This is a genomic window from Streptomyces galbus, from assembly GCF_005280195.1.
In the GTDB taxonomy this organism is placed as follows: domain Bacteria; phylum Actinomycetota; class Actinomycetes; order Streptomycetales; family Streptomycetaceae; genus Streptomyces; species Streptomyces galbus.
This window is the reverse complement of the sequence record NZ_SZPR01000011.1, coordinates 1-25,323: the sequence shown is the minus strand read 5'-3', so window position 1 is coordinate 25,323 and position 25,323 is coordinate 1. Positions and strand designations below refer to the sequence as shown.

Here is a 25,323-nt window from a genome sequence, read left to right as displayed (position 1 = left end):
CCTCGTCCTCGTCCGTCGTCGTCGGGTTCACCGCCATCGTGGCGCGGCGCGGAGGGCCGGGGCATGTAAGAAATCAATCGGCGGGCATCGGCCCGAAGTCGTGCGGGCCGCCGCGCTCACCGGGGAAGCGGCGCCACAGGGCCAGGTACTGGGTGGGCGTGTGACCGGTGAAGTCCTTGAACTCCCGGCTGAAGTGGGCGTGGTCGAAGTAGCCCGCGGACTGCGCCAGGTCCGCCCAGTCGACCGGGTGCCCGGCGTCCACGGACAGGATCAGCCGCGCGAAGCGGTAGATGCGCGCCATCCGCTTGGGGGTGACCCCGACGTGTTCCTTGAACAGGTGCGCCAGGTGGTTGCCGCTCACCCCGGCGGCGTCGGCGAGCGCGCCGACCGGGACCGTGCCGTGCGCGGCCTCCAGCCGCCGGCCCGTGTGCCGGACCAGGTCCAGGCCGCGCGCCGGGGTCCCGGCGAGGCGTGCGGTCAGCTCCTCCTCCAGCACGTCCAGGACCTCGGCGGCCGACGTGGCCTCGCCGGCGCGGTCGCGCATCCGGTCCAGGGAGCGCTGCCAGACGGCGTCGGCCGGCGCCCACCGGTCGCGCAGGTCGGTGGCCGGCAGACCGACGAACGGCGCCATCCCCCAGGGCTTGAAGTGCACCCCGACCAGCCGCACGCGCGCCGGGTACTCGAAGAGGAAGCGCCTGGTCCACACCCCCATGAACCACCCGTCGGCGAACACCGCGGGCTCCGTCGGCCGGTCGGGGTCCCACAGCCGCACGGGACCGTCCAGGTGCAGGAACAGGTGCGCCGACGGCATCGGCGGGACGTTCATCAGCCGGTGCCGCGGCACGCCGGTCAGGCAGTAGACGTCGTCGACGAACCGGTCGAGCGGCGGCGCGGGCACCCGTCCGACGTAGTCCATGCCCCCAGTGTCCCCCCGTGCCGGACCGGGTTCACGCCCCGGCGGCGCGTTCCCGCTCCGGTGCCGGCGGGCGGGCGGCTTCTTCTTCCTGCCGTACCGCCGTGGTGCTCGTCATGCGGCCCCGGGGGCCCTGGAGCGCGTAGGTGAGGGCGAAGCCCGCCACGACCACGACCGCGCCGCCCACCGCGTCCAGCACCCAGTGGTTGCCGGTCGCCACGATCGCCGAGACCGTGAACAGCGGGTGCAGCAGGCCGAGGGCCTTCATCCACCACTTGGGCGCCACGATCGCGATGACCAGGCCGCACCACAGGGACCAGCCGAAGTGCAGGGACGGCATCGCGGCGTACTGGTTGGTGAGGGCGGTCAGCGTGCCGTAGTCGGGCTGGGAGAAGTCCTGGACGCCGTGGACCGTGTCGATGATGCCGAGGTCGGGCATCAGGCGCGGCGGGGCCAGCGGGTAGAGCCAGAAGCCGACCAGGGCGAGCAGCGTGGCGAAGCCGAGCGCCGAGCGGGCCCAGCGGTAGTCGACCGGGCGGCGCCAGTACAGCAGCGCGAGGACCGACAGCGGCACCACGAAGTGGAACGACTCGTAGTAGAAGTCGAAGAAGTTCCGCAGCCAGTCGACCTTGACGACCGCGTGGTTCGCCCAGTGCTCGACGTCGATGTGCAGGAACCGTTCGATGTCGAGGACCTGGTGCCCGTGGGCCTCCGCGCGGGCCCGGCCGCCCGAGTTGGTGCCGCCGGTCGCCGCGAGCCGCACCTGCTGGTAGGCCGCGTACGTCACGCGGATCAGCAGCAGCTCCAGCAGCAGGTTGGGGCGGGTCAGCACCCGGCGCAGGACGGGCACCAGCGGGACGCGGCTCCAGCGCGCCGGGGGCTGCTCGGCGTACTCCGTGGGGACCGGGCGGTAGAAGTACGGCGAGGTGCGCGACAGGAACGGCACCACCGTGGCGGCGGCCAGCGCGGCGAGCAGCACGACGTTGTCCCGCAGCGGGTACAGCGCCGCCATGTTCGGCAGCATCATCCGGGCCGGCAGGGTCATCACCAGGACGACCGCCACCGGCCACACCAGCCGGTCCGAGGCCCGCCGGCCGACCCGGCCGACGATTGCGAGCAGCACCCACAGGAGCTGGTGCTGCCAGGTCGTCGGGGACACGGCGATCGCCGCGCAGCCGGTGATCGCGACCGCGAGCAGGAGCTGCCCGTCGCGCGCGTAGCGCACCGCGCGGCGCACGCCGAGCACCGCCACCGCCGCGCCGAGCGCGAGGAAGAGGCCGATCTCCAGCGGCCCGGACAGGCCGAGGCGGAGCAGGGCGCCGTGCAGCGACTGGTTGGCGAGGTCGTCGGCCTTGCCGCCGAGGCCCGTGCCCGCCATGTGGTGCACCCAGTAGGTGTACGAGTCGTGCGGCATCGCGGCCCACGCGAGCAGGGTGCAGGCCAGGAAGGTCGCGCCGGTGGACAGCGCCGCCCGGCGCCGGCCGGTGAACCACAGCAGCGGCGCGAACAGCAGGACCGTCGGCTGGAGCGCCGCCGCCACGCCGATCAGGACGCCGCTGGTGCGCTCGCCCCGGGCCACGAAGCAGCCGCACAGCACCAGCAGCACCGGCAGGATGCTCGTCTGCCCGAGCCAGAGCGCGTTGCGCACCGGCAGCGACAGCATCAGCAGGCTGACCGCGACCGGCGCGGCCAGCAGCGACGCCCGCCGGGTGACCGGCTCGGGCAGCGCGCGGGCGGCCACCAGGCCGAGGGCCACGACCAGCAGCAGCGAGCCGAACGTCCAGCCCCAGCCGAGGGCCTGCTCGGCGGCCCGGGTGAGGGGCTTGAGGACGAGTCCGCCGAACGGCGTGCCGGTGAACCGGGTGGAGTCGTAGAGCGAGCCCTTGACGTGCAGGACGCCGTTCTGGCCGACCCAGGTCTCCAGGTCCGTCAGGCGCTCGCCGCGCGGGGTGCTGAGGACGACGGCCACCTGCCGTACGGCGAGGACCGCCGCGACCGCCCACAGTCCGAGGCGGGCCGCGTGCAGCCGCGCCCTGGTCGCGCCGACGGCTGTCGCCCCGAAGGCGCCCGCCGGTCGCCCGCTGTGCTCCGCATTCGCCACGCCGCGTCGGCCTCCCGCCCCGTTCGCCCCGCGCGTCCTGTGCGCCGGGGTCTGCCGTGCAAACCCTATGAGGCTCGCACCTCCCCGGACAGAGACGCAGGCCACCCCGGTTTCACCTGACGTCCGCTCTCCTTTTGTCCGGAAGACGATAGTGCTCCGGCGGACCGGCCGTCCCGCCGGGTCGGTTTCCCGCCGCGGGGCGGTGGGCGGAGCTACAGTTAGCGCCGCTAAGTTTCTGACGTCAGTGGTCGCACAGCGAGGACGGGGCAGAGCGCATGAGCGAGTCGCAGGTCTGGGATGCCGTCGACGCCTACTTCACCGAGCACCTCTCCCCCGACGACGAGGTGACCGCGGCCGCGCTGCGCGACAGCGAGGCGGCCGGGCTGCCGCCCATCAGCGTCACCGCGAACCAGGGCAAGCTGCTCCAGCTCCTCGCCCGGGTGCAGGGCGCCCGCACCGTGCTGGAGATCGGCACCCTGGGCGGCTACAGCACGATCTGGCTGGCCCGTGCCCTGCCGCCCGAGGGCCGGCTGATCTCCCTGGAGTACAGCCCCCGGCACGCCGAGGTCGCCCGGCGCAACATCGCGCGGGCCGGCCTGGACGGCCAGGTCGAGGTGCGGGTCGGCCCGGCGCTGGAGTCGCTGCCCCGGCTCGCCGACGAGAACCCCCCGCCGTTCGACCTGGTCTTCATCGACGCCGACAAGGGCAACAACCCGCACTACGTCGAGTGGGCGCTCAGGCTGACCCGGGCCGGCAGCCTGATCGTCCTGGACAACGTCGTGCGGGGCGGGCGCGTCGTCGACGCCGACAGCACCGCCGACGACGTGCGCGGCACCCGGGCGGCCGTCGAACTCATCGGCTCCCACCCCAGGCTGGACGGGACGGCGATCCAGACGGTGGGCGGCAAGGGCTACGACGGCTTCGCCCTGGCCCGCGTGCTCGCGCAGCCGTCGTAGCCCCGGGCCGCGGTCAGGGGCGGCGTACGGGGGGCGGCGCGGTCAGCACTCGCCCCGCCAGGTCGCCTTGGTGAACGTCACTCCCTCGTCGAAGTCGAGCTTGTAGTCGCCGGGGCCGGGGTTGTAGTGCACGCACTGCTCGAAGGTGCTGCCCCGGTACGTCCAGACGAGCTGTATGTGGTCGGCGTTCGGGTACGGGATGCCGTTGTTGAACACGGACCGGCCGCTGACGCTGCCGGACCAACTGTGCTGGGACTTCACCAGGAGCTGGCCGGTCTGGCCCTCCCCCGCGTAGATGCAGAAGTACTCCTTCGGGCAGCCGGGCGGGTCGGCCTCGGCGGACGCGCTGGGCGCGAGGACCAGCCCCGTCAGGGCGGTGGCGGCGAGCAGGGACAGGGCCAGGGACAGGCGTGTGGGCACGGCAGGCTCCGTTTCTGGGCATCGGGACATCGCCCGGTTCCTGACCTTTGTACCGGTCCGCCCCGTCGGACGAACGCGTTCCGCGCGCGGGAACAGGTCATCCTGCGGGGTGGACCAATCCCCCCTTTTCGCACGTCGGTACGGAATGTGCCCCAAACCAGTGACAACGTGCCTGGTCACGTTCGGGCTTGTTCGAGACTGCATACATCTTCCGATCGGGGGAACGGCCGCGGTCACCCGTCGGGCGCGTGTCACTTTGAGGGGACTGAGGTGGCTGCCGTGGCCGCCTCGACGTCCCAACGGGGGGAAACGGTGTCGACACCACGTGCCCGCGCAAGACACTTACGCTCCGGACGGCTGCGCGCCGCCCGCACCCTGGCCGCCGTCCTCACGGCCGTCGCCCTCGGCGCGGCCGCCGTCCCGGCCGTCGCCGCCCCGGGGGCCGGGCCGTCCGCCGGCGACCGGTCGCACTGGGGGGACCACGGGCGCGCCGCGATGCCGCCGGTGCGCGCCGGGTCGACCCGGCCGCCCCGCACCGTCCGGTCCGCCGCCCCCACCGCCGCCGAACAGGTCTGGCGCGAGCGCGAGTCGGACCGGCTGCGGCACGGCGGACGGCGTCCGGCGGCGCCCCGCTCCGCCACCGCCGCCGCGGCCTTCGTGCCGCGCGGCCAGGGCGACGTGCCCTGGCACAGCATCTTCGGGTTCCGCATGACCGACGCCCTGACCGGGCGGATCGACTACTCCACCGGCAACCTGATGCTCGCCGCCACCGACTTCGACATCGCCGGAGTCGGGCAGAAACTGCAACTGACCCGCACCTACAACGCGTTCACCGCGCCGGAGGGCCAGGTCAGCCGCCCCTGGTGGGTCAACTGGGAACGCGACCTGGACGTCTCCGGGGCGAACTCGGTGATCGCCTACGACCAGACCGGCGCCACCGTCGAGTTCACCCGGGCCTCCGACGGCACCTTCACCACCCCGTCCGGTTACTCCAGGGACCTGCGCAAGAACGGCGACGGCACCTACACCCTCACCGACCGGGGGTCCGGCGCCGCCGACACCTACGACGCGAACGGCCGCCTCACCAAGGTCGGTGACCGCAACGGCGGCGTCCTGACCGTCACCGCGCACCTCGACGCGTCGGGCGCCTCGGCGGGCTTCAAGCTGACCGAGACCCGCTCGGGCCGCTGGATCGACCTCACCCGGTCCGGCACCACCCGCTGGACCGCCGAGGACAACACCGGCCGCACGGTCGCCTACACCCTGGACGCCGACCACGGGAACCTCGTGCGGACCACCGACAGCACCGGCCACGCCACCTCCTTCGGCTACGACGCCGACGGCCGCGTGGTGAAGGTGACCAGCTCCGAGGGCCGGTCGACCGCGTTCACCTACGACGCCGCGGACCGGGTGACCTCCATGCGCCGCTACGCCGAGAGCGGCGAGGGCGGCAGTGGCCCCACGTTCACCTACGCCTACAGCGCCGCCACCCCCGGGGAGCAGGGCACGACCACGGTGACCGACCCCCTCGGGCACAAGTCGACGTACGAGCACAACGCCGACGGCGAGATGGTGAAGGTGACCGACGCCCTCGGGCACGCCCGGTCCTCGACGTACCAGAACCACCTGCTGCAGACCGCCACCGACGCGATGGGCACCGGCAGCGGCGGCTCCGGCGGCAACGTGACCACCTACGGCTGGGACGCCCGCAACAACCCCACCTCGATGAAGCTGCCGACCGGGGCGAACGCCTCCGGCAAGTGGCAGACGGTCGCCGGCGCCGAACGCCCGAACACCACCACGGGCGCCGACGGCGAGAAGACCAGCTACTCCTACGACGCGGCGGGCAACACCGCGTCCGTCGCCACCAGCGGCACCGGCGGCGGCACCGTCTCCTTCTCCTACAACGAGGCGACCCCCAAGTGCGGCGGCTTCCAAGGGCAGACGTGCACCGCCACCGACGCCAACGGCAAGAAGACGGAGTTCCACTACGACGCCGTCGGCAACCTGGACAGCGTCACCCCGCCCGCACCGCTGGGACGCACCACGTACACCTACGACGCCCTCGGCCGCACGGCGAGCACGACCGACGGCCGCGGGGTGAAGACCGTCTACACCTACGACCGGCGCGACCGCGTCGTCGGGGTGACCGCGACCGGCTCCGCCGACGTCACCTACGCCTACGACGGTGACGGCAACCTCGTCACCCGCACCGACGCCACCGGCACCCAGCGCTACCAGTTCGACGCCCTCAGCCGGGAGACCGTCCGCACCCTGCAGGACGGGTCGCAGACCGTGCTCGCCTACACCGCCGACGGCAACGTCGACCACTACCGCGACCCCGGCGGCACCACGACCTACGCGTGGGACGCGGCGCACCGCCTGACCCGGCTGACCGGGCCGCAGGGCAAGGCGACGACGTACGAGTACGACAACGAGGACCGGCGCACGAAGACCACCTATCCGGGCGGCACCGCGCAGAAGCAGGCCCTCGACGCCTCGGGCCGCCCCCAGGACATCCGGGTCGTCGCCCCCTCGGGCGTCATCCTCAGCCACCTGTCCTACGGCTACGGCTACACCGTCGGCGGCGTCACCGTGGACGGGGCGCGGATCCACTCCCGCACCGACGCCCTGACCAAGGCACGCACCGACTACACCTACGACGGGACCGGCCGGCTCTCGCTGGCCAAGGAGACCGACGCCAGGGGCGTGGAGACCTCCTGGCAGCAGTGCTTCGACCCGGCGGGCAACCTCACCTCACGCGGCCAGGCGCCCGGCTGCCCGGCGTCCACCCTCTACACCTACGACGACGCCTCCGAGCTGATCGCGCGCAACGGCGTCACCACCGGGTGGGCCTACGACAAGGCGGGCAACGAGACCGCCGGCGCCCCGACCCCGCAGGCCGCCCGCACCGCCGAGCAGTACACCGGGTACGGCCAGCTCAAGTCCCTCACCACCGGCGGCACGTCGTACTCCGCCCAGTACGCCAGCACCGACAGCAGCGAGCGCACCCGCCTGGGCGACACCGTCTTCCACAACGGCCCGCTCGGACTGTCCGGCGAGACCACGGCCGGCCAGGACAGCGAGTACATCCGGGAACCCGGCGGCACCCTCAACTCCGTCTCCACCGGCGGCGCCAGCTACTACTACCTGACCGACGCCCTCGGCTCGGTCACCGCCCTGGTCGACGAGTCGGGCAAGCAGGTCGACACCTACGCGTACACGCCGTCCGGCCTGCCCCGCGCGGGCACCGCCGAGACGGTGCCGCAGCCGTTCCGCTTCGCGGGCGGCCAGCTCGACCCCACCGGGCTGTACCACTTCGGCAGCCGCTACTACGACCCGGAACTGACCCGCTTCACCCAGCCCGACCCCTCGGGCCAGGAGAAGAACCCGTACCTCTACGCCGAGGGCGACCCGGTCAACCGGATCGACCCGAGCGGGCTGTTCTCCGTGAGCCCGCAATTCGAGGGCTGCTACGTCGTCTGCCTCGGGGCCAGCTTCAACTTCAACAGCGACGGCACCTTCCACCTCGGGCTCTCCACCGGCTTGGGCAGCCCCAGCTTCAGCGCCGGGGTGAAGGTGAACAGCAGCAACGCGGGCAAGGGTCTGGCCGTCCCGGTCTCCTGTTCCTGGGGGCCGCTCACCGGCAGCTTCGACCTGAAGAGCCGGAAGTTCTCCGGGTCGGCCGGCGCGAAGTTCAGCAGTTTCGGCTGCTCGGCCCGCGCGTCGTACACCTTCTGACCGGTCGGGCCGTCACCTCCGGGTGACGGCCCCCTGCCCTACCCCTCGTGGTAGAAGCCGACGTTGACGCTGCGCGGCCCGGTGCGGTCCTGGACGACGATCTCGCCGGAGCCGCCGCGCGGCAGCGGCACGGTCCCGCCGTAGGCGATGGTCTGGGCGTACTGCCCCACCACCAGCCGCACCTCGGAGGACGGGTCGGGCTGCGAGCCGCGCAGCCAGGACACCTGCCAGGTGCCCTCGGGGCCACAGAGGAACTCCAGGTGCACCCGGGACACGAACAGCCAGTCGTCGGGCGTGGCCAGGCGGCACACGGACCTGTCCCGGCCCACCCGCAGCACGGCGCCCGGTTCACTGGGCGCGTCGGCCATGAGCATGCCGGCCGTGGCGCCCTCTTCCGCCCCCGAGACGGACGCCATGGTGAGTTCGAGCACGTGCGCTCCTTCTGAAGAGTCCTCGTGAACTACAGCCGCCGCATGATAAATCGCCCGGCCCTGCCGCGTCCGGCACAATGGACGCATGACCGAGCGAAAGCCACCGGGTGTGCCGTTCGAGTCCTGGGTCGACAAGCAGATCCGTGACGCACAGCGGCGCGGGGAGTTCGAGCGACTGCCGGGCGCGGGCGAGCCGTTGCCGCCGGGGCTGGAGAGCTCGTACGACGAACTGTGGTGGATCAAGCGGAAGATGGCCCGTGAGGGGCTGTCCGTGCTGCCTCCCGCGCTGGCGCTGCGCAAGGAGGCCGAGGACGCGCTCGAGGCGGCCTGGGCCGCGCCGTCGGAGCGGGTGGTGCGGCGGATCATCACCGAGGTGAACGTCAAGATCCGCGACATGATGTTCAAGCCGCCGCCCGGCCCGCCGCTCGGCAAGAAGCCGTACGACGTGGAGGCGGTCGTGCGGGAGTGGCGCGAGCGCCGCGCCACTCCCGGGGGGTCGCCGGACCCGTCAGACGTGTAGCAGCCGCTCCGCCAGCTCGCGGTAGTCCCGCAACGCCAGCCGCAGTTGCTCGGTGTCCGTGGTCGAACCGGCGCCCCGCTTGCCGGTGTCGTCCGTGTGCCACGCACCGCGCAGCGTACGGCGCCGCTCGGCCACCGCCTCGGTGAAGCGGTTCGCCAGCTCCTCCAGCAGCCGGTCGGCCTCCTCGACGGCCTCCTGGGGCCGGTCGACGAACTCGACGACGGTCTGCCGCAGCCGCCCGGCGAGCTCGTCGGACGCGTCCCGCGGCAGCAGGGACGGGGCGTCGGTACCGGCCGCCTCGGCGGCCGGGGAGACGGATTCGTTCGAGGTGGTGCTGGTGCCGGTGGTGGCCGGCTTGGCGAACGTGCCGGTCGTGCCGGTGGTGTCGTGGGTTCCGGTCGTGCCGGTGGTGCCCGTCGTCGTGTCGGGTACGACGGTCGCGTAGGTCCCGGTGGTGCCGGTGGCACCCGCAGTGCCCGTGGTGCCCGTCGTACCGGTCGTGCTCGTTCTACCGGCGGCGGCGGTGGTGCCCGTCGTGGCCGTCGCACCGGCCGCGCCGGTGGTGTGCGCCGTGCCGGCGTCCAGCGTGCCGGTGCCGGTGTCGAAGCCCGAGGCCCCGTGGCCCGTGGGGTCCTGCCGGGCGGCCTCGGCCGCCGCCCGGTCGTCCTGGTACGCGTCGTGCGCCCGCTTGGCCTCCCGCACGCGCTCTGCCTCGGTCACGCCGTCGGTCTGCTGGGTGCCCTCGGCCGCCGCGGTCCCGCGGCGCTCGTCCGGGCCGCCCGGTGTCAGGTCGGTCATCGTGCTCACTCCTCCCGGTCAGTGGGCCTGGTGTCGGCGGACGGCGAACGGCTGTCGGCCGGAACGGTCCGTGCCACGGGACGTGTCGCGGACCGCCGGGGCCCGGTCCCGGCCGGAGCCGAGCAGGTCCTCGAACAGGGCGCGCGCCTCGATCAGCGCGGTCCGCATGTCCTCGGTGCCCGGACCGCTGCCGTCACCGGTCGCGGTGCCCGCCGTACGGCTGTGGGCCACGCCGTGCACGGTCCGGTAGCCGTTCACGTGGTGGGCGTGGTGCACGGACAGCGCGGCGAGCTGCTCCTCGTACTGGGCGCCGTCCGGGTAGCCGCGGGCACCGGCCAGCTCGGCGACCAGCCGGTCCGCCTCCACGACCGCCTCGCGGGGCGAGTCGACGAAGCGCTCCTGCACCGCCGTCCAGCGGGCCTCGTACCGCTCCCGCTCGGCGGGCTCCAGCGGCCGCCGCTGCAGGTTGCCGTGGCGTTCGACGAGGGCGGTGAGCTCCTGCTCGGCCGCCTTGGTGTCGCCGCCGTGCCGGGCGACCGCCCGGTCGTACTCGGGCCCGAAGCGCTGCTTCAGGCTGTGTGCGCCACGCGGGCCGCGGACCCACATGGCCACGAGGACCGCGGCGACGACGACCGCCACCACGATCAAAGCGATGATCACGCCTGTGGACATGGTTGCCTTCCGGTGAGTCGGCCCTGTCGGCCGGTTTCCGGTCGTGTTGCCCGCACCACACCCCTCAAACAAGCGCGCATTGTCCCCCACCCCGCCCCGGACCGCGCGCCGGGACCCTTATTCGCTTGCGGCCGGTGCGCCGGCGGGGCCGAGAATGCGGGCATGACCTGGACGATCGCCCCGGAGCCGTACGACTCCGCCGTCGCCGCCGGCCTGTGGCGCGCCTACTACACGGAGGTCAGCGACCGCTGGTACCTCCTGCACGAGGGGCGCCGCACCGACCCCGACGAGCTGGAGCGCGAGGTCGCCGCCCGCACCGGCGCCGAACTCGCCCCGCCCACCGGGCAGTTGCTCGTCGGACGGTACGGCGGGACGCCGGCCGGCAGCGCGGGCGTACGGCTGCTGGACGCGGCCACGGCCGAGCTGACGCGGGTGTTCGTGCTGCCCGGGGCGCGCGGGACGGGCGGGGCGGCGCTGCTGGTGGGCGCGGCCGAGCGGGCGGCGCGGGAGCTGGGCGCCGCCCGGGTCGTCCTGGACACCCGCGGCGACCTGGTCGAGGCGCGGGCGCTGTACGCACGCCTCGGCTACACCGAGACCGGGCCGCACAACGCCGACCCGTACGCCGAGCACTGGTTCGCCAAGGCGCTCAGCTGAGGCGGGACGCGCGGCCGGGGGCGTGCGGCTGCTCGCGGTCGGAGCCGCACAGCTCGGCGTTGAGCTCCTGGACGAGGCGGACCAGGTCGGTGGGGCGGTCGGGCCCCCACCAGTCGCCGAGGAGTTCGGCCAGGGACGCCTCGCGCGCCTTGGCCAGGTCCTCGGCGACCAGGGCCCCCTGCGGGCTCAGCACCAGGCCGATGCCCTCGCGCACGGCGAGGCGGCGCTCCTCGACCTGGCGGGCGGCCTCCAGGACGACGGGCAGCGGGACGGGGGTGCGCTCGGCGAGCAGGGACGGCTCGACCGTGCCGTACTTCTTCATCCGCAGCAGCAGCCAGCTCGCGGCGGGCTGGAAGTCGTACCCGGCGCGCTCGGTGATCGTGCGGTAGATCTCGCGGCGGCCCTCGCGGGTGCCGAGCGTGGACAGGGCGCGGCACACCTCGTCGTAGGACGACCGCTGGACCGGGTTGCTGGCCAGCGTCTCGGTGACGTCGGGCGCGGTGACCGAGCCGCGCAGCTTGTCCTCCTTGAGGAACCAGGCCAGCAGGAAGCCGAGGGCGGCGACGGGTGCCGCGTACAGGAAGACGTCGGTGATGGCGGACGCGTACGCGTGCAGCGCGGCCGGGCGCAGCGCCGGCGGCAGGGCGGAGATGCCGCGCGGGTCGGCCTGGAGCGCGTCGGCGGAGGCCCCGGCGGGCAGCCGCACGCCCCGGAACGCGTCGGTGAGCTTGTCGGCGAGGCGGCTCGCGAAGACCGTGCCGAAGATCGCCACGCCGAAGGAGGCGCCGATGGAGCGGAAGAAGGTCGCGCCGGAGGTGGCGACGCCCAGGTCCTCGTAGGAGACGGCGTTCTGCACGATGAGCACCAGGACCTGCATGACCAGGCCGAGGCCGAGGCCGAAGACGAAGAAGCAGGCGCTCATCTCGGCGGTGGAGCTGCGCTCGTCGAGCTGGTGCAGCAGGAGCAGGCCGACGGTGGTCACCGCGGTGCCGGTCAGCGGGAACACCTTCCAGCGGCCGGTGCGGCTGACGATCTGCCCGGACACGGTGGAGGACAGCAGCATGCCGAACACCATCGGCAGCATGTGCACGCCCGACATGGTCGGCGAGACGCCCCGCACGACCTGGAGGAACGTCGGCAGGTAGGTCATCGCGCCGAACATCGCGAACCCGATGATGAAGCTGATCACCGCCGACAGGGTGAAGGTGCGCACCCGGAACAGCTTCAGCGGCAGCACCGGCTCCGCCGCCCGGCGCTCGACGGCCACGAACGCCACGGCCAGGACGACGGCCAGCGCGATCAGGCCGGCGATCTGCGCCGAGCCCCACGCCCAGGTCGTGCCGCCCAGGGAGGCGACCAGGACGAGGCAGGTGGCGAGGGCGGCGATGAGGAAGGTGCCCAGGTAGTCGATGACGTGCCGGGTGCCCTTGCGCGGGATGTGCAGCACGGTCGCGATGACGGCGAGCGCGACGACACCGACGGGCAGGTTGATGTAAAACACCCAGCGCCAGCTCAGGTGTTCGGTGAACAGTCCGCCGAGCAGCGGGCCGAGGACACTGGTCGCGCCGAACACCGCGCCGAACAGGCCCTGGTAGCGGCCGCGTTCGCGGGGCGGCACGATGTCGCCGACGATCGCCATCGACAGCACCATCAGCCCGCCGCCGCCCAGGCCCTGCACGGCGCGGAACGCGATGAGCTGCGGCATGTCCTGCGCCATCCCGCACAGCGCGGACCCCACGAGGAAGATCAGGATGGCCGCCTGGAAGAGCTTCTTGCGCCCGTACTGGTCGCCGAGCTTGCCCCACAGCGGGGTCGCGGCGGTCGAGGCCAGCAGGTACGCGGTCACCACCCAGGACAGGTGCTCCAGGCCGCCGAGGTCGCTGACGATCGTGGGCAGCGCGGTCGACACGATCGTCTGGTCCAGCGCGGCGAGCAGCATGCCGAGCAGGAGGGCGCCGATCGAGACGAGGACGTTGCCGGCGACCTGCTCCCGCCGCGGATCCTCGGTGCGGGCGTGCGCATCCAAGGCCATCGAGACCTCCCGGGCCGTGCTGACCGTCGTGACCGTCGTGACAGTTCCATCGTGGTGGGTGTGTCCCGTAATGGCCCGTTGAGTCCTGCCGGAAGTGAGAATTCCGGGGGCCGTGGGCGGGGTTTCGTGGGGAAGATCTGCATAATCTCTGGAGCTCGCCTGGGGAGGGACGAACACGTGAACGAGCCGAAGGGCCCGCACGGACCGCTGGGGCACCCGTGTCCGCAGTGCGGTGCGCCGCGCGCGGCCGACCACACGCCGTCCTGCGCCTGCGCCCGCCGCACCTCCGACGCCGTGCGCGACACCCGCACGGCGGAGGTGGCGGCGGCCGAGGACTTCGACCCGCTGCGGGTGCGGCCTTACGTAGAACTGGGTGCACTGGGTGCACCGGGTGCTTCGGGTCCTTCGGGTGCGACGAGTGCGGCGAGTGCGACGAGTGCGTCGGACGGTTTGGGCGAACCGGGTGAGCCGGACGGGCCCGGGGCCGGCGCCGCCGAGCGGACGATGCCGTTGCAGCCGGTGCCGCCCGCGCCGGTGGGGGCGGCGGGGGCCGACGCGGGGGATCTGGAGCTGTTCGAGGAGAGCGCCCCTGCGGACGCCCCGGCGCCCGAGCCGCGCGGGCGGCGCCGGCGGACGCTGCTGCTGGTGACGGCGGGGGCGGTGGTGGCGGTGGCGGCCGCGGCGGGATTCGCGACCGGGCTGTTCTCCTACGAGACGCCGACGCGGGACACGGCGGCCCCGCGGGACGTCCGGCCGGCCGTCCCCGGCCCGTCGGACGATCCGTCGGCGACGGCGGCGTCCGCCACCGCGACGGCCTCCTCCTCCCCCTCGGCCTCCGCGTCCCCGTCACCGTCGGCGAGCGACAGCGCGTCACCGAGCCCGTCGGCGTCCAGCGCGTCCCCGTCGGCGTCCGGGTCCCCGTCCGGACCGGCGTCCCCGACGGCGACGGCCACGGCCCCCACTCCGTCGGCCTCCGGCCAGGACAACGGGCGGGCGACGGCGCTGCGCCGCGGCGACAAGGGCCCGGAGGTGGCGGAACTCCAGACCCGGCTGCGGCAGGTGGGCCTGTACGGCGGCGACATCAACGGCAGCTACGACGAACAGGTCGAGAACGGCGTCCGCACGTTCCAGTGGTGGCGCGGCATCCAGCAGGACGAGCCGGGGGTGTACGGCGCGGCGACGCGGGCGCGGCTGGAGGCGGAGACGCAGGTGCAGTGACCTCCGGTGGCTGCGGGGGGGCTTGCGCGCGGCGCCGTCGCGGCCGGTCGCGCAGTTCCCCGCGCCCCTGGGGGGTGGGGGCGGCGCCGTCGATGATCAGGCGCCGTTCGTCCCGGCCGGCGCTTCGGCCGTCGTGCGGGTGCGGCGCCGTCGCGGCCGGTCGCGCAGTTCCCCGCGCCCCTGGGGTGGGGCACGGGGCCGTCGGCTTCTTGGATGCCGTACTCTCCCGTTTTCCAGACGTGTACGGGGGTTGAGGCGTGTGAGGTTCCGGGGTGGGCGGCTGGTCACGGCCGTGCTGATGGTCGGGCTCGTGGCGGCGGTGTCGGGGTGCAAGGCCCGAGCGGTGGACGACGGGGCGGGGTACCCGGGGGACGAACCCGCCTACGCGCGGACGGCGGACGTGCCCGAGCGGGTGGAGCCGGACGGCGTCACCGTCCTGGTGGGCGATCCCCGGGCGCGGGTGACCGTGCACCTGTTCGAAGACCCGCGCTGCCCCTACTGCCGGCAGTTCGAGACCAGCGGCGGCGGCCCGGTCCTGGCGAAGCGGGTGCTGACGCACGAGGTGAAGGTCGAGTACACCCTGGCGTCCTTCCTGGACGGCCGGCTGGGGGGAGGCGGGTCGAAGAGGGCCGTCAACGCGCTGCGAGCGGCGCTCGACGCGGGGAAGTTCGCCGAGTACCACACCGTCCTCTACCTCGACCAGCCTGCCGAGGAGGTGGACGGGTTCACGGACGCGCGGCTGCTGGAGCTGGCGAGCGAGGTGGACGGGCTGCGCACGCCGTCCTTCGACGCGGCCGTCAGGACCATGAAGTACCGGCACTTCGTGGACGCGTCCGAGGCGTCGTTCGCCGCCGCCGGCCACTACGGCGGTCACGAAGGCCCCGGGACGCCGACCGCGGAGGTGAACGGGCACCGGATTCCCGCCGAGCAGAGCGCGATCCTCTACCAGGGTGACGTCTTCGACCAGTTCCTGACGAGCGTGATCGACGACGCGGCTTGAACCACCCTCACGGACGGCGTCTCACGGGCCGTGCCGGCCGCGGCCCCCCTCGGTACGGGCCACGGCCGGCACGGTGACCTCAACGGGTCAGCAGGTGCCGAGGTCCTGCCAGACCCCCCACTCGCCCGTGGTGCCGGGCTCCTCGCCCGTCGTCCACCACTTGGCCTTCCAGGTGTGGCCCTTGTACGAGACCTGCTGGCCGCCCGTGTACACCTTGTCCTTGGCCCACGGGGCGGCGGTGCACTGGCTGCCGGTGCCGCCGGTGACGGTCAGGGCGTAGGTGGCCGAGTGGCTGCCGGAGGTGCCCGCGCCGGTCACGGTGACCGTGTAGGTGCCGGAGGCCGCCGCCGAGGTCGTGGCCAGGGTGAGCGTGGAGGTCCCGCCCGCGGTGACCGACGTGGGGCTGAGCGAGGCGGTGACGCCCGCCGGGGCCCCGCTGACGCTGAGCTTCACGCTCTGGGCGCTCCCCGCCGTGACGGCCGTCTTCACGGTGGCCGTGGCGGACTGGCCGGCGGTCACCGTCCCGGAGGCCGGGGTGAGCGCCACCGAGAAGTCGTTGGACGGGGTGCTGGTGCCGCCGGTGAACGGCGCGAAGACGTGCGTGAAGTCCCACGTGTTCTGCGCGATGCCCGAGCAGTTGTCCGCGGCCGCCCCGCCCGGGCACCCGCCGTTGTCCCGCTGGAGCGCCCAGAAGGACAGGGTGTTGATGCCCTTGGCGACGGCCCAGTCGTACACGGTCCGGGCGTTGGCCAGGGTGAACGTCTCCGCCTTGCCGAAGTCGTCGACGCCCGGCATCTCGGTGACGCCGACCATGTTCCAGAGCTGGGCCGACGTCTTGCCCGGGTAGAGCTGGGCGAGCAGGTCGTGCAGGCCCTGCGCGGCGGTCTGGGTGTCCTGCGCCATGTCGTGGGGCTGGTTGTCGTAGTAGTCGAACGTCATGAGGTTCACGACGTCGACGCGGGTGCCGTTGGCGACGGCGTTGCGCAGGAGGGCCTCGCCGGTGTCCCCGAGCCCGTGCGTGGTGGTCGGCAGGGTGTAGGAGATCTCCACCTTGCGCCCGTTGGCCGCGGCCCAGTCCTGGACCAGCTTGATGGCCTTGTTGCGGCGGTCGATGGCCGCGGTGTTGTCGAGCGAGTCCACCTCGATGTCCATGTCGAGCCGCGAGATGTCGTAGGTGGTGATGACCTTCTCGTACGCGGCGGCGATCTGCTGCACGTCGGTGCAGCTGTCGGCGATCTCGGTGCCGGTGGTGTCGGCCGTGTACCCCCCGAACGAGGGGATGACGTCGCCGCCGTTCGCCTGGATCGTCTTGATGTCCGAGCCGAAGGTCGAGGCGGCGATCGGCATGCCCGTGTCGCCGTTCCAGTACGGCGTGCAGGAGCCCTTGGTGGCGGTCTGCAGGAACGCCATGGTCAGGTGCTTGGCGCCCGACTGGGCGGCCAGGGCGGCCGGGCTCTCGCCGGTCCACGCCTCGAAGTAGGGCGCGAACACGTGGTTCGGCAGGGGTGTCGCGGCCTGGGCGGTGCCGGTTCCCGTGAGGGCGAGGCCCACAGCGGCGGCCGCGGTGGCGGCTGCGGCGAGGGCCGCGCGGAAGGGACGCACTCGTCTCATGTCAGTCCAGGTGTGTGTGGGGAAGGGCCGATGTCCCGTGCTGGGACGGGGACTTGCCGCCTACTGGAATAGCGCCCGCCCCGGGGTGGGTCAATGGTCTGGACCAAGAAGGGACTAGACCAATCGGGGGCCCTCGGGGAGTCCCCGGGCAGACCGTCCCTGTACAGGGCACGTACCGGCCGACTGGACCGCGTCCGGAGAGCGTTCACCTCGCGCCGATTACCGCACAGTCACCCTTGACCGGGCCGCCACGGGCCGGGCTATGGTCTAGACCTAGTCGGCGTCAGATCCCGAGGGAGATATGTCATGGACATGAAAAGGCGAACGGCTTTCGTGATCGGCGCGCTCGCCGCACCCGTGCTCGCCGTCAGCCTTCCGGCGAGCTCGGCCGTCGCCCACGGCTGGGTGACCCTGCCCACGAGCCGGCAGGAGCAGTGCGCCCAGGGCCTGGTCGACTGCGGCCAGATCAAGTACGAGCCGCAGAGCGTCGAGGGCCCCAAGGGGCTGCAGAGCTGCAGCGGCGGACACGCCGAGTACGCCGAGCTGGACAATGACAGCAAGCCCTGGAAGGTCACCCCGGTCGGCACGACGGCGACGTTCACCTGGCACAACACGGCCCGGCACTCGACCGCGAACTGGCAGTACTTCATCGGCGGCCAGAAGATCGCCGAGTTCGACGGGCGCAACCAGCAGCCGGCCGCGGACGTCAGCCAGCAGGTCAACTTCGGCAGCTTCACGGGCCGTCAGAAGGTGCTCGCCGTCTGGAACATCGCCGACACCGCGAACGCGTTCTACTCCTGCGTCGACGTCAACATCGGCGGCACGGGCGGCGGGGGCGGTGGCGGCGGCACGGGCGGCGGCAACGGCGGCGGGGGCGGCAGCACCTGCACCGCGGCGGCCTGGGACCCGGCCCGGGTCTACAACGGCGGTGACACCGTCACGTACGGCGGCCACACCTGGCGCGCCAAGTGGTGGGTGACCGGCGACAAGCCCGGCACCACGGGCCAGTGGGGCGTCTGGGAGGACCTCGGGACCTGCTAGGCCGTGCCTTGCCGCCGGTGGCGGGCGGTCCGGAGGGCGGGGGCGGGTTCACCGGCCCCCGCGGCCGGGCCGCCCACCCCGGGCACGCCCAGCCGAGGCCCAGCGCTCACCCGACGTGCAGGCTCAGCCGACGTGCAGCGCTCAGCCGACGTGGGCTCAGCGGGTGTGCACCGCTCACCCGACGTGCAGGCTCAGCGGGTGTGCAGCGCTCACCCGATGTGCAGCGCGAACCCGTCCGCCGCCGGTTCCACCCGTAGCCGCGTCAGGTCCCGCACCACCGCGTCCGGCCCGTGCACGGCCGCCCGCGGCCCGACCCCGACCACCCGCATCCCCGCGGCGCGCCCCGCCGCGATGCCGGCACCCGAGTCCTCGAAGACCACGCAGTCCGCCGGGTCCACGCCGAGTTCCGCCGCACCCTTGAGGAAGCCCTCGGGGTCCGGCTTGCTCGCGCCGACCGACTCCGCCGTGACCCGCACCGCGGGCAGGCCGAGGCCCGCCGCGCCCATCCGCGCCGTGGACAACGGCACGTCCGCCGACGTCACCAGCGCGTGCGGCACGCCGAGCCGGACGAGCGCGGCGAGGAACTCCGCCGCCCCGGGCACGGGCACGACGCCGTCCAGGTCGGCCGTCTCCTCGGCCAGCATCCGGGCGTTGTCCGCGTGGTTGCGCTCCATCGGCCGCCCGGGCAGCAGCACCGCCATCGAGGCGTACCCCTGGCGCCCGTGGACGACCTTCATCACCTCGTCGCCGTCCAGCCCGTGGTGGTCGGCCCAGCGCCGCCAGACCCGCTCCACGACGGCGTCGGAGTTCACCAGGGTGCCGTCCATGTCGAGCAGCAGGGCACGGGCGGTGAGCACGGTGGTCGCCGTCATCGGCAGCTCCTGGTGGGGACGTGGGGACGGTCCACGGGGACGGTCCGCGGGGGACAGAGCGGCCCCGCCCGCCGGTCAGGGAAAACGGGCGGGAGCCACTTTGTTTCTCCACGGTACAAAACAACCCCCGTCCCGCGCCACCGCGCCGCGGAACCGTTCACCGGACGTTCAGCCGCGTCCGGCTCAGCCGGTCACGGCCTCCCACAGGCTCCACACGCCCAGGGCCAGCATCAGCACGGCCGCGATCTGCGTGATCAGCTTCAGCGGCACCCGCTTCATCAGCGCCTTCCCGCCGACGATGCCGAGTCCGGCCACCGCCCACAGCGCGAGCACCGCGCCGAGGCCGACGGACAGCGGGTCGTCGTAGCGGGCCGCGAGGTTGGCCGTCATGATCTGGGTGAGGTCACCGAACTCGGCGACCAGGATGAGCATGAAGCCCGCGCCGGCCACCTTCCAGAAGGACTGGTTCTCGGGGCTGCGGATCTCCTCGTCGTCCTCGTCCTTCTTCATCAGCAGCACCGCGGCCCCGCCGAGGAACAGCACACCGGTCAGCGCGTGCACGATCTGCTGCGGCAGCAGCGTCAGCACGCTCCCGGCGGCGACGGCGAGCGCGACGTGCAGGGCGAACGCGGCGGCGACCCCGGCGAAGACGTACGAGGCACGGTAGCGGGTGCCGAGGACGAGGCCGGCGAGGGCGGTCTTGTCCGGGAGTTCGGCGAGGAAGACGACGCCGAAGACGAGCGCCGTGACGGTCAGGCTGATCAAGGTTCCTCAATCGGTCGGGTGCCGCCCCACCGAGAGTCTGCAGTCTCCACGAACGGACACCTCGGCACGGCAGCACACATCTGACCCGTGCCGTGCGGCACGGGCGTGCACTGCTTGCCGAAGGTCTCGCTGGCCGATCCGCTGGATCCGCCTCCGGGCGCCGGCTCAGGCTCGCTGAGCAGTATGTCGACGGTCCGGCGAAGAGCTACTCCCCTTCTGCGCTCCCCCAGTGTACGAGATCGTTCCGCCGACGACCTTGTCGTGTCATGCACACGTCACTAACTTCTCACCGAGCACACATCCCCCGGCAACGCAGGACGACGAGCATTCCCTCCGCTCGCGCTCCACCACCCCACCACCCCAAGGGAGTTCGCATGCCGAAGCTCTACGCGCGTCGACGGCTGAGCATACTCGCGGCGTTCACCGGCCTCATAGCCTCCGTGACGCTGTTCGACCCGCCGACCGCGTCCGCGGCCCTCCCCACCCCGGTCAGCGCCGCCACCGCCCGCACCTACCTGGCGAGCCTCACCGTCGCCGCCGAGGACCGCACCGGCTACAGCCGGGACCTGTTCCCGCACTGGATCACCGTCTCCGGCACCTGCAACACCCGCGAGACCGTCCTCAAGCGCGACGGCTCGAACGTCGTCACCGACTCCTCGTGCGCCGCGACCAGCGGGAGCTGGTACTCCCCGTACGACGGCGCCACCTGGACCGCCGCCTCCGACCTGGACATCGACCACCTCGTCCCGCTCGCCGAGGCCTGGGACTCCGGCGCGAGCGCCTGGACCACCGCCCGGCGCCAGTCCTTCGCCAACGACCTGACCCGCCCGCAGCTCATCGCCGTCACCGACAACGTCAACCAGGCCAAGGGCGACCAGGACCCGGCCACCTGGATGCCGTCGGTCAGCTCCTACCGCTGCACCTACGTCCGCGCCTGGGTGCAGGTGAAGTACTACTACGGCCTGTCCGTCGACTCGGCCGAGAAAAGCGCGCTGACCGGGTACCTGAACAACTGCTGACCCCGTCCCTCGCCGCGGCCCTCCGTCGCTGCGTACCGTACGGGGCGACGGAGGAGGCGTGTGTGGGTGAACTGAAGCTGGGTCCCCTGCTGAGGTACGTGGACGGCACGAGCGCGACCGTGTGGGTCGAGGCGAGCCGTCCCTGCGGGGTCGAGGTGCGGTGCGCGGACGGCGTCGTGGGCACGGCCCGCACCTTCCACGTGTCGGGGCACCACTACGCGCTGGTGCAGGTGACCGGCCTGGCCCCCGGCACCACCACGGCGTACGAGGTGTACCTCGACGACACGCGCGTGTGGCCGGAGCCGGAATCGCGGTTCCCGCCCTCGGTGATCCACACCCCGGCCGAGGGCGACGAGGTCCGCGTCACCTTCGGCTCGTGCCGCTGGGCCGCCCCGGCGGCCGGCGAGAAGGACCCGGTGGGCCCGGACGCCCTGGACGCCCTCGCGACCCGGCTCGCGGCCGATCCGGACGGCGAGCGGCCCGACGTACTGCTCCTGGTGGGCGACCAGGTCTACGCCGACGAGACCTCCGACGACACCGGGCGCTGGCTGGCCACGCGCCGCGACCTGAGCGAGCCGCCCGGCAGCCAGGTCGCCGACTACGAGGAGTACACCCACCTCTACTACGAGTCCTGGCTCGACCCCGAGGTGCGCTGGCTGCTGTCGACCGTGCCGAGCTGCATGATCTTCGACGACCACGACCTGATCGACGACTGGAACACCTCCGCATCCTGGCTCGCCGACATGCGGGCCACGCCCTGGTGGCGCGAGCGGCTGCTGGGCGGCCTCACCTCGTACTGGGTGCACCAGCACCTCGGCAACCTCTCCCCCGCCGACCTCGCCACCGACCCGCTCTACGCGGCGGTCCGCGCGGCCGACGACGCCACCGAGCTGCTGCGGGAGTTCGCCGAACGCGCCGACGCCGAGCCGGAGTCGGTGCGCTGGAGCTACCGGCGCGACTTCGGCCGGGTGCGGCTGCTCATGGTCGACAGCCGGGCCGCGCGGGTGCTGGCGGAGGACGAGCGCGCGATGCTCGACCCCGGCGAGGAGGAGTGGCTGCGCAACGAGGCGCTGACCGACCGCGAGTCCTGCGACCACCTGCTGGTCGGCACCTCGCTGCCGTGGCTGCTGCCGCACCTGGTGCACGACGCCGAGGCGTGGGACGCCGCGCTGAGCCGGGGTGAGCGCGGCGGGCGCGACGGGCGGTGGGCGCGGTTCGGGGAGTGGCTGCGGCGGGGCGCCGACCTGGAGCACTGGGCGGCGTTCCCGCGGTCCTTCGCCGACCTGGCGGCGCTGCTGGCCGAGACCGGCACGGGCGACGGGGCCCCGGCCACGATCCTGGTGCTCTCCGGGGACGTGCACCACGCGTACGTGGCCGAGCCGCACTGGCCGGACGGGGAGCCGGACGCCCGGGTGCTCCAGCTCACCTGCTCACCGGTCCACAACTCCGTCCCGGCGTCGATCAGATGGGGCTTCCGCCTCGGCTGGAGCGCGCCGGCCCGGGCGTTCGGGCGGCTGCTGAGGCGGCACGGCCGCTGCGAGCAGCCGCCGGTGACGTGGCGCAGGACGGGCGGCCCCTGGTTCGGCAACCAGCTCATGACACTGACCCTGCGAGGCCGTTCGGCCCACCTGAGCCTGGAACAGGCCCGCCAGGACGGCAGCCTGGGAGAGGTGTACGAGTCGGCCCTGACGCCTTAGCACTCCGACGGCGAGGGCCCCGCTCACGGACCGTCCGATCCCGGGAGCGGGGCCCGACCTTGGTTCCGCCGATCAGGCCGCCGCTGGCAGATCCAAGGATGGCATTCTCAGCGTCTTCGGCGTCGCCGCCGGCGATGACGGCGCCCAGGCCAGCGCCCGCGCCACCCCACAGGGCTCCTGTCACGGCTCCTGCCGCGACGCAGCCGAAGCCCGCCGTGCCCGCACAGGCGGCTTCGATTGCAGCGGCAGCGGCAAGGCCGGTTACCGCGCCTCCGACAGCACTACCGACACCGGGCCAGCTGAACAGTCCGGTGGGGCACTGCTGTTGACCGGGTCCCCTGCCGCGTACAGGTAGGCGTTGCCCGTCGGGTACAGATAGGTGCTCGTGCAGCGGTAGGGACTTCGTGCTCGACTGGGCCCTCTGGACAGGTCCTCCGAACGGGAGAACCACCGCCCCCCTCGAAGGGCTGCGCCTCCCCCGCCGGCCATGGCAACCTGCAGGGACATTCTGATGACAGATTTCGCGCAGTACGACGGTTACAAGAACTCCGGTCCGCTCGAGCCAGGCCCGGGACCCTTGGACCGGGTGCCCGCGATGCTCACCCAGCACGGCCACCCGCGTGAGCGGAACCCCGCCCCGTCAAGTGGTGCGGGAACACGGTCGGCTCATGTGGGAGGACACCAGCAGCGCTTGACCCGGTGCGGTAGCAGCGCGGCCGGCGACTGAGAGGCCGGGGCAGGTAAGCAGGCACTGAGCTTCGCAAGGCGTCATCGTCGGTGCCGGTCAGCTGCACAGCGTTCGTCGCCCCGCTCCTGCGGGACTACGCCGCAGAATGCATAACGGTCCACCGACTCCGTTCGGTGGACCGTTACGCGGCATCGAGGCTGGAATGAGAGATGTGGGAAGCGAAGTGCGGGTGGGATGGGCACGCCTTACACCCGCATGTCCCTCACCCGTGGCTGCATGATCAAGCCGCCGCAGTCGTTTCGGCCAGCTTCTGGAATTCTCCGAGGTCATAATTGGCTAGTACGGAATCGAGGTTGGTGAGGGCGCCGAGGTGCTCGATGAACCCCTTCGGATCGTACTCGATCTGCAGTGTGACTCGACTCGTCATATCACTCAGGCGGTGGAAGGTGACCACTCCGGCGTGGCTCACTCCGTCGACTGTACGCCATGCGATACGGTCTTCCGGTATGACTTCGGTCAGCTCTGCGACGAAGTTCTTGTCTGCACCCATAAGCCTCAGTTGCCAGGTGAAGCGCCGATCGTCCACTTGCTCCACACTGCGAACGTGACTCAGGAAATCCGGCCACTTGGTTACGTCACTCCAGAGCGCCCACGCAATGGAAACTGGGGCGTTGATGTCGACAGTTTCCAACAAAGATGCGGACAATGCACACCTCTTCACGACGGTCGGGGCTTCATTCATCGATGCTGCTACCCCGGTTGGCGGTGACCACACTCCCGGCTGAACCGGGCGCAGCCCGGCGACCTAGACATGGGCGGGGAGCCATCGCAGCGACTCCCCGCCCACGACTGTCGATCAGACAAGAGGATCAACGCCGCTGTCGGCTCGCCCTGACTCGGGTTGCAATCACCACAAAGGCGGTGCAGATCACGGCCAGAGCGATGCAGATCCAGCCCTTTGTGATGCCACTCAGGACCATCATGATTCCCGCGAGCAGCGTGACTGCGGAAAGGACATAAGTCAGGATGGCGTTCCTACGCATGGCGCCCTGGGAACCGTAGGCAGTCCTACCGTATCTGCTCATTCTGCTTTCCTCTGATTGTCCGGCATCACATGGTGTTCGTCAGCTGGTTGCTTGGCCGACGTCGTAGGCGGCCGCTGCGCAGACCGCCTGGCCCAGGACTTCTGATGCTCCTGCTGTGGGCACGGCAAAGAAGCCGAGGGCGAACTGGCAGACCATTTCTGTGGCCAGGCTCGCTGCTGCGCTGCCTACCGCCACCACAAAGCGTCCGTGTCGCCATTGAGTCCGGCCTTTATGGCATCACCCACGGTGAGGACGTTGTCAGTGAATTCGAGAGCACCGACAAAGCTCAGTGTTCCAGCCGGGTCAATTTTGTTGACGGGATCACCAGTGGCGTAGAGATACGCGTTGTTCTCCTTGCCACTGGGGTCGGGCTGGGTGAAGCGGCCGAGGCGCGGGTCGTAGTAGCGGGCGCCCATCTTGTACAGCCCCGTCGGGTCCAGATAGGTGCTCGTGTAGCGGGGTGTCGACCAGGCCGAGGACGGAGTTCTGGGCGTCGGTCAGGTAATACTGGCTGCTCCCGCCGGTCCTCATGGCCACCAGCGTGCCCGAGGGTTCGCGGACGAAACCGGTCGCCGCCCCGGACGCGCTCTGGCCCGTGAGGCCGACGGCGGCGTTGGTGAACGTGGTCGCGTCGCGGGTCAGGCGCTGGGTGTTGTCGACGCCGGCGTAGGTGTGACTGGTGGTCGCGCCGGACTGAGTGGAGGCGGCGAGCTGGGTGAACGGCGTCCAGGACTCGGCCGTGCGGGTGCCGGTGGGGCTCGCCGCGGCGGTTTCGTTGCCCGCGCCGTCGTAGGTGAAGCCCGTGGCGGAGTCGTAGCCGGTGAGTTCCCCGGCGTCGTTGTAGGTGTAGGTGTGCTGGGCGCTGGTGCAGGCGGGCAGGGAGGTGCCGGTGGAGCTCCCCGTTCGGTTGCGTGCCTTGTCGTAGCAGTACGCCCAACCGGCCGTGGTGGAGCCGTCCTTGCTCTCCACGGCCTTGGTGAGGCGGCCGCGGGTGTCGTAGGTGTAGGCGGTGGCGGCGCCGTCGGCGGTGCGCTTGTGGATCTTGTCTGTGTCGTCGCCGGCGCCGTTCAGCGGTTGCGCCTGGCGCCA

At 72.2% G+C, this 25,323-nt stretch carries 21 protein-coding genes and 1 pseudogene; 9 read left to right on the top strand and 13 right to left on the bottom strand.

Annotation, left to right across the window (positions count from 1 at the left end):
* Positions 1 to 73: 73 nt before the first annotated feature.
* Together E4U92_RS11130 and E4U92_RS11125 are read right to left on the bottom strand one after the other, a co-directional pair.
* Positions 74 to 916 carry an AraC family transcriptional regulator gene (locus tag E4U92_RS11130; RefSeq protein WP_137300178.1) on the bottom strand — a complete coding sequence of 281 codons (843 nt, stop codon included), beginning with the start codon at positions 914 to 916 and terminating at the stop codon, positions 74 to 76.
* 31 nt (positions 917 to 947) lie between these two features.
* The gene (locus E4U92_RS11125) at positions 948 to 3,014 is read right to left on the bottom strand and encodes a bifunctional glycosyltransferase 87/phosphatase PAP2 family protein (RefSeq protein WP_168725092.1); all 2,067 of its coding nucleotides are present in this window, start codon (positions 3,012 to 3,014) and stop codon (positions 948 to 950) included.
* Between the two features lie 275 nt (positions 3,015 to 3,289).
* Here E4U92_RS11125 and E4U92_RS11120 point away from each other — a divergent pair, with 275 nt between their 5' ends.
* The gene (locus E4U92_RS11120; protein WP_137300176.1) at positions 3,290 to 3,970 is read left to right on the top strand and encodes an O-methyltransferase; all 681 of its coding nucleotides are present in this window, start codon (positions 3,290 to 3,292) and stop codon (positions 3,968 to 3,970) included.
* A gap of 42 nt (positions 3,971 to 4,012) precedes the next feature.
* On the opposite strand, the gene E4U92_RS11115 is transcribed toward E4U92_RS11120, so the two are convergent.
* Positions 4,013 to 4,390: a peptidase inhibitor family I36 protein gene (locus E4U92_RS11115; protein WP_229862229.1), complete on the bottom strand. Its 378-nt coding sequence runs from the start codon at positions 4,388 to 4,390 to the stop codon at positions 4,013 to 4,015.
* A gap of 495 nt (positions 4,391 to 4,885) precedes the next feature.
* On the opposite strand from E4U92_RS11115, the gene E4U92_RS11110 reads away from it, so the two are divergent.
* On the top strand, positions 4,886 to 8,131 hold the full coding sequence (locus E4U92_RS11110; RefSeq protein ID WP_137300495.1) for an RHS repeat-associated core domain-containing protein: 3,246 nt from the start codon (positions 4,886 to 4,888) through the stop codon (positions 8,129 to 8,131).
* A 38-nt stretch (positions 8,132 to 8,169) separates the two neighbouring features.
* On the opposite strand, the gene E4U92_RS11105 is transcribed toward E4U92_RS11110, so the two are convergent.
* The gene (locus E4U92_RS11105) at positions 8,170 to 8,562 is read right to left on the bottom strand and encodes a hypothetical protein (RefSeq protein WP_067231323.1); all 393 of its coding nucleotides are present in this window, start codon (positions 8,560 to 8,562) and stop codon (positions 8,170 to 8,172) included.
* Positions 8,563 to 8,647: 85 nt separating this feature from the next.
* Here E4U92_RS11105 and E4U92_RS11100 point away from each other — a divergent pair, with 85 nt between their 5' ends.
* Positions 8,648 to 9,082, top strand: a complete 435-nt coding sequence (locus E4U92_RS11100) for a DnaJ family domain-containing protein (protein WP_067231321.1) — start codon at positions 8,648 to 8,650, stop codon at positions 9,080 to 9,082.
* Here E4U92_RS11100 and E4U92_RS11095 read toward each other — a convergent pair.
* Both E4U92_RS11095 and E4U92_RS11090 read right to left on the bottom strand, forming a co-directional pair.
* Positions 9,071 to 9,880, bottom strand: coding sequence for a hypothetical protein (locus tag E4U92_RS11095; RefSeq protein ID WP_137300174.1), 810 nt, complete (start codon positions 9,878 to 9,880; stop codon positions 9,071 to 9,073). The two genes, E4U92_RS11100 and E4U92_RS11095, sit on opposite strands and share 12 nt — an antisense overlap.
* A gap of 18 nt (positions 9,881 to 9,898) precedes the next feature.
* Positions 9,899 to 10,552, bottom strand: coding sequence for a hypothetical protein (locus E4U92_RS11090; RefSeq protein WP_137300173.1), 654 nt, complete (start codon positions 10,550 to 10,552; stop codon positions 9,899 to 9,901).
* 162 nt (positions 10,553 to 10,714) lie between these two features.
* On the opposite strand from E4U92_RS11090, the gene E4U92_RS11085 reads away from it, so the two are divergent.
* Complete coding sequence (locus tag E4U92_RS11085; protein ID WP_137300172.1) at positions 10,715 to 11,206, top strand: GNAT family N-acetyltransferase; 492 nt, start codon at positions 10,715 to 10,717, stop codon at positions 11,204 to 11,206.
* Here E4U92_RS11085 and E4U92_RS11080 read toward each other — a convergent pair.
* Positions 11,199 to 13,238, bottom strand: a complete 2,040-nt coding sequence (locus E4U92_RS11080) for an MFS transporter (protein ID WP_137300171.1) — start codon at positions 13,236 to 13,238, stop codon at positions 11,199 to 11,201. The two genes, E4U92_RS11085 and E4U92_RS11080, sit on opposite strands and share 8 nt — an antisense overlap.
* Positions 13,239 to 13,415: 177 nt before the next feature.
* Between E4U92_RS11080 and E4U92_RS11075 the strand changes: the two genes are divergently transcribed.
* Positions 13,416 to 14,456 (top strand): peptidoglycan-binding domain-containing protein, encoded by a 1,041-nt coding sequence (locus tag E4U92_RS11075; protein ID WP_229862231.1) that lies wholly within the window; start codon positions 13,416 to 13,418, stop codon positions 14,454 to 14,456.
* 259 nt (positions 14,457 to 14,715) lie between these two features.
* Positions 14,716 to 15,456: a DsbA family protein gene (locus E4U92_RS11065; RefSeq protein ID WP_229862234.1), complete on the top strand. Its 741-nt coding sequence runs from the start codon at positions 14,716 to 14,718 to the stop codon at positions 15,454 to 15,456.
* Positions 15,457 to 15,543: 87 nt separating this feature from the next.
* Here E4U92_RS11065 and E4U92_RS11060 read toward each other — a convergent pair whose 3' ends face one another.
* Positions 15,544 to 17,067 (bottom strand): chitinase, encoded by a 1,524-nt coding sequence (locus tag E4U92_RS11060; RefSeq protein WP_137300167.1) that lies wholly within the window; start codon positions 17,065 to 17,067, stop codon positions 15,544 to 15,546.
* 306 nt (positions 17,068 to 17,373) lie between these two features.
* Between E4U92_RS11060 and E4U92_RS11055 the strand changes: the two genes are divergently transcribed.
* Positions 17,374 to 18,108 carry a lytic polysaccharide monooxygenase gene (locus E4U92_RS11055; RefSeq protein ID WP_137300166.1) on the top strand — a complete coding sequence of 245 codons (735 nt, stop codon included), beginning with the start codon at positions 17,374 to 17,376 and terminating at the stop codon, positions 18,106 to 18,108.
* Between the two features lie 209 nt (positions 18,109 to 18,317).
* Here E4U92_RS11055 and E4U92_RS11050 read toward each other — a convergent pair whose 3' ends face one another.
* Positions 18,318 to 18,980 carry an HAD-IA family hydrolase gene (locus E4U92_RS11050; RefSeq protein ID WP_174863800.1) on the bottom strand — a complete coding sequence of 221 codons (663 nt, stop codon included), beginning with the start codon at positions 18,978 to 18,980 and terminating at the stop codon, positions 18,318 to 18,320.
* 183 nt (positions 18,981 to 19,163) lie between these two features.
* Positions 19,164 to 19,745: a TMEM165/GDT1 family protein gene (locus E4U92_RS11045; RefSeq protein WP_137300164.1), complete on the bottom strand. Its 582-nt coding sequence runs from the start codon at positions 19,743 to 19,745 to the stop codon at positions 19,164 to 19,166.
* A 374-nt stretch (positions 19,746 to 20,119) separates the two neighbouring features.
* Between E4U92_RS11045 and E4U92_RS11040 the strand changes: the two genes are divergently transcribed.
* Positions 20,120 to 20,764 carry an HNH endonuclease family protein gene (locus tag E4U92_RS11040; RefSeq protein ID WP_137300163.1) on the top strand — a complete coding sequence of 215 codons (645 nt, stop codon included), beginning with the start codon at positions 20,120 to 20,122 and terminating at the stop codon, positions 20,762 to 20,764.
* Positions 20,765 to 20,826: 62 nt separating this feature from the next.
* Positions 20,827 to 22,461 carry an alkaline phosphatase D family protein gene (locus tag E4U92_RS11035; RefSeq protein ID WP_137300162.1) on the top strand — a complete coding sequence of 545 codons (1,635 nt, stop codon included), beginning with the start codon at positions 20,827 to 20,829 and terminating at the stop codon, positions 22,459 to 22,461.
* 968 nt (positions 22,462 to 23,429) lie between these two features.
* On the opposite strand, the gene E4U92_RS11030 is transcribed toward E4U92_RS11035, so the two are convergent.
* The 3 genes and pseudogenes from E4U92_RS11030 to E4U92_RS11025 form a co-directional block, all read right to left on the bottom strand.
* On the bottom strand, positions 23,430 to 23,855 hold the full coding sequence (locus E4U92_RS11030) for an SRPBCC family protein (RefSeq protein WP_137300494.1): 426 nt from the start codon (positions 23,853 to 23,855) through the stop codon (positions 23,430 to 23,432).
* Positions 23,856 to 24,419: 564 nt separating this feature from the next.
* On the bottom strand, positions 24,420 to 24,650 hold the full coding sequence (locus E4U92_RS36580) for an RHS repeat-associated core domain-containing protein (protein ID WP_229862238.1): 231 nt from the start codon (positions 24,648 to 24,650) through the stop codon (positions 24,420 to 24,422).
* Positions 24,556 to 25,323, bottom strand: a pseudogene (locus E4U92_RS11025) (RHS repeat-associated core domain-containing protein); the annotation flags it as partial. The pseudogene E4U92_RS11025 and the gene E4U92_RS36580, both read right to left, overlap by 95 nt.